Source organism: Psychrobacter sp. CX16 (genome assembly GCF_057396245.1).
On record NZ_JBXYJF010000015.1, the window covers coordinates 66,870 to 73,390 of the forward strand.

Genomic DNA, 6,521 nt, shown 5'->3' on the forward strand with positions numbered 1-6,521 from the left:
AATTATGAGTAAAATAGTTTGACCATCGGGGCGTAGCGCAGTCTGGTAGCGCACTACACTGGGGGTGTAGGGGTCGCAGGTTCAAATCCTGCCGTTCCGACCAATATATTTTAAGAAGTCAGTAACCCTGTTTGGGGTTGCTGGCTTTTTTTATTGCTTATTGAAGCTCTTAATTAAAACGTTCTTGCAATCTTATATTTACGTTTTACGGTTTTATCGACATGAGCTGAATGTCATGTTTATGCCATCGACATGTTAGTAAAGTCATGTTTATATTTTGCGATTTTATCGACATGAAGTTCACATCATGTCTATGTAATCAACATATAAGTGGTATCATGTTTAAAATTTCTTCTTTTATAAACATGAGAGATAGACCATGCAAGTTAATACAAACTGGCAGGCTGAAGAGCCTTATAATGACTTACCCTACCTGCCACCTAATCATGAACTTGAAACAAAATCCGTTTTAAAACTCTGCATCGAAGCACGCACTGCACTAGCAGGTCTAAAACAGGCGGGTAAACTGATACCCAATCAAGCGATGCTTATCAATATTATTCCAATGCTAGAAGCTCAAGGTAGTAGTGAGATTGAGAACATAGTAACGACCAAAGATAAGCTGTTCCAATATGCCTATGATGACAATGTTGCTGATCATGCAACTAAAGAAGCCCTGCGATATCGGACTGCCTTATACAACGGCATAAATGCCATTAGAAACCGACCTCTTACCAGCCTAACGGCCCTTCAAGTTTGCCAAACTATTAAGGGAACAAACCTTAACATTCGCAATAATAAAGGAACTGTTTTACAAAACAGCTTTGGCGAAGTTATCTATACGCCACCAGACAACCCTAAATCCATCCAAGATTTATTAGATAACTGGGAAAGTTTTTTACATAGCGATGATGATTTAGATCCTTTGGTAAAAATGGCTGTCGCTCATTATCAATTTGAGGCGATACACCCCTTTTTCGATGGTAATGGGCGTACAGGTAGAGTGGTAAATATTTTATATTTAATCGAAAAACAATTACTCGATTTACCGATATTATATTTAAGCCGATATATCATCAATAACAAAGCAGGTTATTATAATGGGCTAAAGGGTGTCACAGAACGTCAGGACTGGGAGACATGGCTCATTTATATGCTAAACGCAATCCGAGAGACAAGCGAATGGACGACAGATAAAATATTGGCGATTAAAGAGTTACACGCCAATACCAGTCAGCTAATAAAAGAAAAAGCCAATAACATTTATAGCCATGAACTAGTCAATGTTATCTTTGAGATGCCCTATTGCCGAATTAGCAATCTTGTCGATAAAGATATTGCCAAACGTCAAACTGCCAGTAGTTATCTAAGGACACTAGTAGATATTGGAATATTACAAGAAAAAAAGGTAGGTAAAGAGAAGCTATTTATTAATCAGAACCTAATGAACTTATTGCACAGTGATGAGTTAATTCGGTAGATTAATAAAGTCATTTTATACACCTAAACTCACTCTAGATTTAGGGGGTCGCAGGTTCAAATCCTGCCGTTCCGACCAAATATTATATTATGGTATACCTTTAATGACTGTCTACCCCTTTTTGTCTGCTAGTTGGCTATTCTGGTTAGAAGGCAACCTATTTTAAACCGTCACAACCTACATATGCGTTATCATAAAATGACCAAGACCAGCATCGGTTTTTAGCCATCAATTGAGGATGCCAGTATCGGCAAGGTGAGGATTAATGATGAGCAATATTTTGACAATATACCGTTAATCGCTTGGGAGTTTTATATCGGTGGCTACCCGCCCGCCCAAAAATGGCTTAAAGACCGTAAAGAGCGCACACTGGCAATGGATGATATTTAGCATTATATGAATATCATTACTGCACTAACCTTAACGTATGCGCTAATGCAAGAAATTGATAAAATTGAAGGGTTGGTTTAGACCGTTGTGACATCTTGCAAGGCTAGGATTAATTACCCAAACGGCAGTTATTTATACTCTTAAATTACCATTGCCTTTGTTCTTATTTTAGTAAAGGGTGTGTTTATGAACTTTAATATTAAAATACATTTATTTGAACATTTTATTCACATAAATAATAACTACCCTTTAATAAATTGTGACTATCCTGACGTTCCTGATGATAATGAAACAGTATCAGAGTTCACATATTATGACTATTTGTATAAAGATATTAATGACTACCGTTATCAGCTTTATGAGAATAACATCTCCAATGTTGATGCACAGTTCATTCTATCTGAATATGTTAAAGCTATTTTATTCAGTAAAACTTATAGTCGTGAAGAAATAAAATATACTGATAACGATTTAATAGGCTATCAAAATGAAACGGAATATAGTGAAGGTTTTGTTGATTTCGCTTTAGAGCGTATTTTCGAAAGGACTATAGATCCTCTCATTTTATTCAAAGACCTATATTTAGCTAGTTATTCATTTGATAAAGAATACCCTCTAGACAACTTAAAGAACAAGAATTTTCTGTCCGATGTTGTGTCTTGTCACTTGTCTTACTTACCTTTTAAGGCTTTCAGTAGATATTTAAACCTAGATAAGATATTTACTAGTTTAAACGAAGCTGTAGAATGGGAAAAAAACTTATATGAAGATTTAAATGCCTGTAATCGATTAAGTGAGTTTATCGAACTAAGACAATTTGTATTGACCACTTTAGAGAAGATTAAATACTTAGATGAAATCTATCCAAACTTGGGAAGCTTTATTTATCAAATACGATTAGCGAATGATAATATCCACCTAAAGAATGAAAAAATTCTTCAGAAAACAGCTTTTCTAGACACTATGCATACCCAGTGGGCACCTGAATTAGTTGTATCTAAATATGTATGGGATTACATATATAATTCCGAAAACGCTATAAATCCTAACCTTTCTCATACCTCAAAAGTCAAAATAGCCTTAAAACACCTCTCAAGTCTTGACCTTCACTTACCTACTGATGCAAGATTTATAGATAGAGTTGCTTCAATAACAGCTCCTAGAAAAGTTAAAAATCATAAGGACTGGGAGGTATTTTTCAAAAAATTAATGAGAAGTAGTTGATTTTACTAGGGTGGCACCCTACCCTGACACCATTTTTCAAAGGTGACACCCTTCCCTGACACCTACACTCATAGACTAAACTTTGTCATGTTAGCCAATACACACCGTAACGGCATTATATGAGGTTAAACACATGACAAAGTCCAACCGAACTAACAAACCTGTACAAGAACCGAAAAACGTCAAACCTTCAAAATGGCAACTTATCTTATTAAAGATGCTACTAACCACATTGCTCCCCCTACTACTACATACCCCTGATATTACGCTGCATATTTACCATATTCATATTTTTCTGTAGCTTTTGGGGAGAGAGCTAAGCTAAATTTTAGGTTGTAGGTATAATAGCTAATGAAATTCACTAATTCAGTAGATGTTTTAACTATGTGGATATAAGATTTGATATAAAATAAGTGCCTAATTATGGTAACTAAAACTTTTTAAAGTTCTAGTTACCATCAAACCCTTTGCTATCATGCTCATTTACATAACAAGGTCATTATGTCAGAGAACCCACAATCAACCCAAAATTCGACAAATACACGAGTCAATTCTGCGAATGCTATCGACACTGCCACTCTATTAATTAAATGCCGAGATAAAGCAGGCATCGTGCAAGCTGTGTCGGAATTTATCCATCGCTATGGCGCCAATATTATTACCCTAGACCAATACTCAACCGCTTATGAAGGTGGCCAGTATTTTATGCGTCTAGAGTTTGCATTGGCTGGCTTGGCTAAGATTATTGATAACTTTAAAGCCAGCTTTGATCATACCGTAGCCAAACGCTATGACATGGATTGGCGCTTGCATAACAATGCGATTAAAACAAAAGTCGGTATCCTCGTTTCCAAATTCGACCATGCCTTACTCGACTTATTGTGGCGCCATCAGCGTGGTCTGCTAGATTGTGACATAACTTGTGTGGTCAGCAACCATGACGACTTGCGTCAAGCCGTCGAGAACTTTGGCATTCCTTTCCATCATGTGCCCGTGACCAAAGAGACCAAAGTAGAAGCCGAAGAACAGATCCATCAAATTATGGTCGGCAATGATTTATTAGTATTGGCGCGTTATATGCAAATTCTGTCTGAGGATTTCGTCAATCGTTGGCCGATGCAGATTATCAATATCCACCATTCCTTCTTGCCTGCTTTCGTCGGTGCAGATCCTTACCGTCAAGCATTTGATAAAGGCGTAAAGCTGATTGGTGCAACTGCGCATTATGTCACTGCTGACTTGGACCAAGGCCCAATTATCGAACAAGACGTACACCGTGTTACCCATCGCCAAGGCGTCACTGAACTACGTGCTATTGGCCGCGATGTTGAGCGTAATGTGTTAGCGCGTGCGGTTAATTGGCATGTACAGAACCGTGTGATTGTCTCAGGTAATAAGACGGTCGTTTTCAGCTAAAATGACCTGTAAATAAATAGCTGGTTGCAACATGACTAGTAATTAAAACAGTAATACTTATCTTACTGAGTCTAAACCATAAACAAAGGCCAGTATGCGATATGCGTACTGGCCTTTGTTATTAGTAATCTTGCAAAACACTCTCAAACCAACAATATAAAACTAACCGCAAATATAGTAAGTTACTGTTTAGGTGTTATTTACTGATACCAAATAATACGTCATTTCTAATAGTTCCATCAGTGTATTTGCCGGTGGAATATGAAAAATAATTGAAGCAAGGATACTGATAACATTATGAGTTACATGGGAAAAAAAGAGATTTTCACCATTGCATTAGGCTCAGTGATTGGTTGGGGTGCATTTATTCTCCCAGGCAATGTGTTTTTGCCAAATTATGGCGTACTCAATACGATGATTGGTTTTATGATTGCTATTATCATGTTGGTATTTATTGAGAATAGCTACTCCAAAGTCATGACTAAAGTACCTGAGTCCGGAGGGGAATATAGTTTTGCGACCACGCTTTTGGGCAAAAAATCAGGTTTTATTACCGGTTGGGGATTGCTCTTAGCCTATTTATCTATTATTCCACTTAATGCCACAGCAGTGCCTATGGTATTAGATGCGGTGTTCCCCTTTTACTCAAAAGGGCTCTACCTCTACTCGGTTTCAGGCTATCCGGTCTATTTAAACGATATCATTGTTTCTTTAAGCATCATCATTCTATTTACCTTTATTAATATTAAAGGGATTAAGGGTGCTTTAAAGACACAAAACTTATTGGTATTTGCACTGATAGGCTCTTTATTTTTAATCGTTATCGTCTCCTTATTTAATATCGAGAGCACTCAAATCACTAATTTTGACTCCAACTGGGGCGAGCTAAACACCTCCTCTATCGTACGCATTATCGCTTTTGCCCCGTGGGCATTTATCGGATTCGATGCGGTAGCGCAGATGTCAGGAGATCACAATGTCTCTTCAAAGTCGGTCTCTCGAATCACTATGTTGGCGATTGTCTTTGGTGCCATTATCTATAATGTGTTGAATATCGTTACTGCATTAGGCATACCCAATCAATCGCTAGCGGATTCTGCTTGGGCAACTGGTCATGCGGCTCGCATCTTAGTCGGGGACGGTATTTTCTACTTCCTTGCGGTCGCCATGTTCGGTGCCGTGGTCTCTGGCTTAAACGGCTTCTTTATCAGCTCAAGCCGTTTGGTCGATACCATGAGTGAAGATTATGATGTGGGCAAACGAGAGGGGGTAAAGAAGACAGGTAACGGGACTATCCCTAGATGGGTTATCTATTTTATTGGTGCTTGTGCCATCATCGTACCTTTCTTTGGTCGCACTGCCCTGCTTTGGTTCGTTGACCTCTCATCAATCGGTGCCTCTGTCGCTTATTTTATGACCTGTTTGTGTGCTTATAAAATCTCTGAGAATCGTAAAGATGTCATCTTTAGCGGATTGGGTATGTTTGTATCATTGGCCTTCTTAGTCTTCCTATTAACGCCTATTTTTGATTCTAATATCTCACTGCCGTCTTACTTTAGCCTGGTATTTTGGATTGCATTAGGTACAGCCATTTATTTCTATATTAGAAACCGCAAACAGCTAATTTGAACAAAACTCTCATCTTTCACACAATAAAAAGGCGCTATCTATTTGATAGCGCCCTTTTATTGACTGTCCCGTCCTAAAATAAGTTTACGAAAAGGAAGCTTATAAATGGACAAAGCAGAAAGATCAAGGGTTAAACGAACACAGAAAGATTACACACTCGGCTTTAAATTAGCTATTGTAGAGCAAGTAGAAAAAGGCGACATGACCTACAAACAAGCCCAAAAGCACTATGGCATACAAGGACGTAGTACCGTCCTAACTTGGCTTAGGAAACATGGTACATTAGACTGGAATACACCGCCAAAGAGCCTAAGAATGCCACACAAAGAAACCCCAGCCCAAATCATAAAAAGACTTGAGCGACAACTGGCTGATGAAAAAA

Annotated in this window: 7 protein-coding genes and 1 tRNA gene; all 8 read left to right on the forward strand. The window is 38.1% G+C overall.

Annotated elements, in window-relative coordinates; genetic code table 11:
• The first annotated feature begins 26 nt into the window (after positions 1–26).
• Positions 27–103, forward strand: a tRNA-Pro gene (locus tag AC2SLM_RS07395).
• A gap of 276 nt (positions 104–379) precedes the next feature.
• Positions 380–1,480: a protein adenylyltransferase Fic gene (fic, locus tag AC2SLM_RS07400; RefSeq protein ID WP_486552924.1), complete on the forward strand. Its 1,101-nt coding sequence runs from the start codon at positions 380–382 to the stop codon at positions 1,478–1,480.
• A 255-nt stretch (positions 1,481–1,735) separates the two neighbouring features.
• A complete protein-coding gene (locus AC2SLM_RS07405; RefSeq protein ID WP_486552926.1) occupies positions 1,736–1,870 on the forward strand; it encodes a type ISP restriction/modification enzyme in 135 nt (44 codons plus the stop codon).
• A 186-nt stretch (positions 1,871–2,056) separates the two neighbouring features.
• Entirely contained in the window at positions 2,057–3,094 is a 1,038-nt protein-coding gene (locus AC2SLM_RS07410) for a hypothetical protein (protein WP_486552928.1), read from the forward strand.
• Between the two features lie 133 nt (positions 3,095–3,227).
• Complete coding sequence (locus tag AC2SLM_RS07415) at positions 3,228–3,395, forward strand: hypothetical protein (RefSeq protein ID WP_486552929.1); 168 nt, start codon at positions 3,228–3,230, stop codon at positions 3,393–3,395.
• 200 nt (positions 3,396–3,595) lie between these two features.
• Positions 3,596–4,510, forward strand: coding sequence for a formyltetrahydrofolate deformylase (purU, locus tag AC2SLM_RS07420; RefSeq protein WP_486552930.1), 915 nt, complete (start codon positions 3,596–3,598; stop codon positions 4,508–4,510).
• A gap of 297 nt (positions 4,511–4,807) precedes the next feature.
• Positions 4,808–6,139: an APC family permease gene (locus AC2SLM_RS07425; RefSeq protein WP_486552931.1), complete on the forward strand. Its 1,332-nt coding sequence runs from the start codon at positions 4,808–4,810 to the stop codon at positions 6,137–6,139.
• 105 nt (positions 6,140–6,244) lie between these two features.
• A partial coding sequence (locus AC2SLM_RS07430) for a helix-turn-helix domain-containing protein (protein WP_486552358.1) occupies positions 6,245–6,521 on the forward strand: 277 nt, incomplete at its 3' end.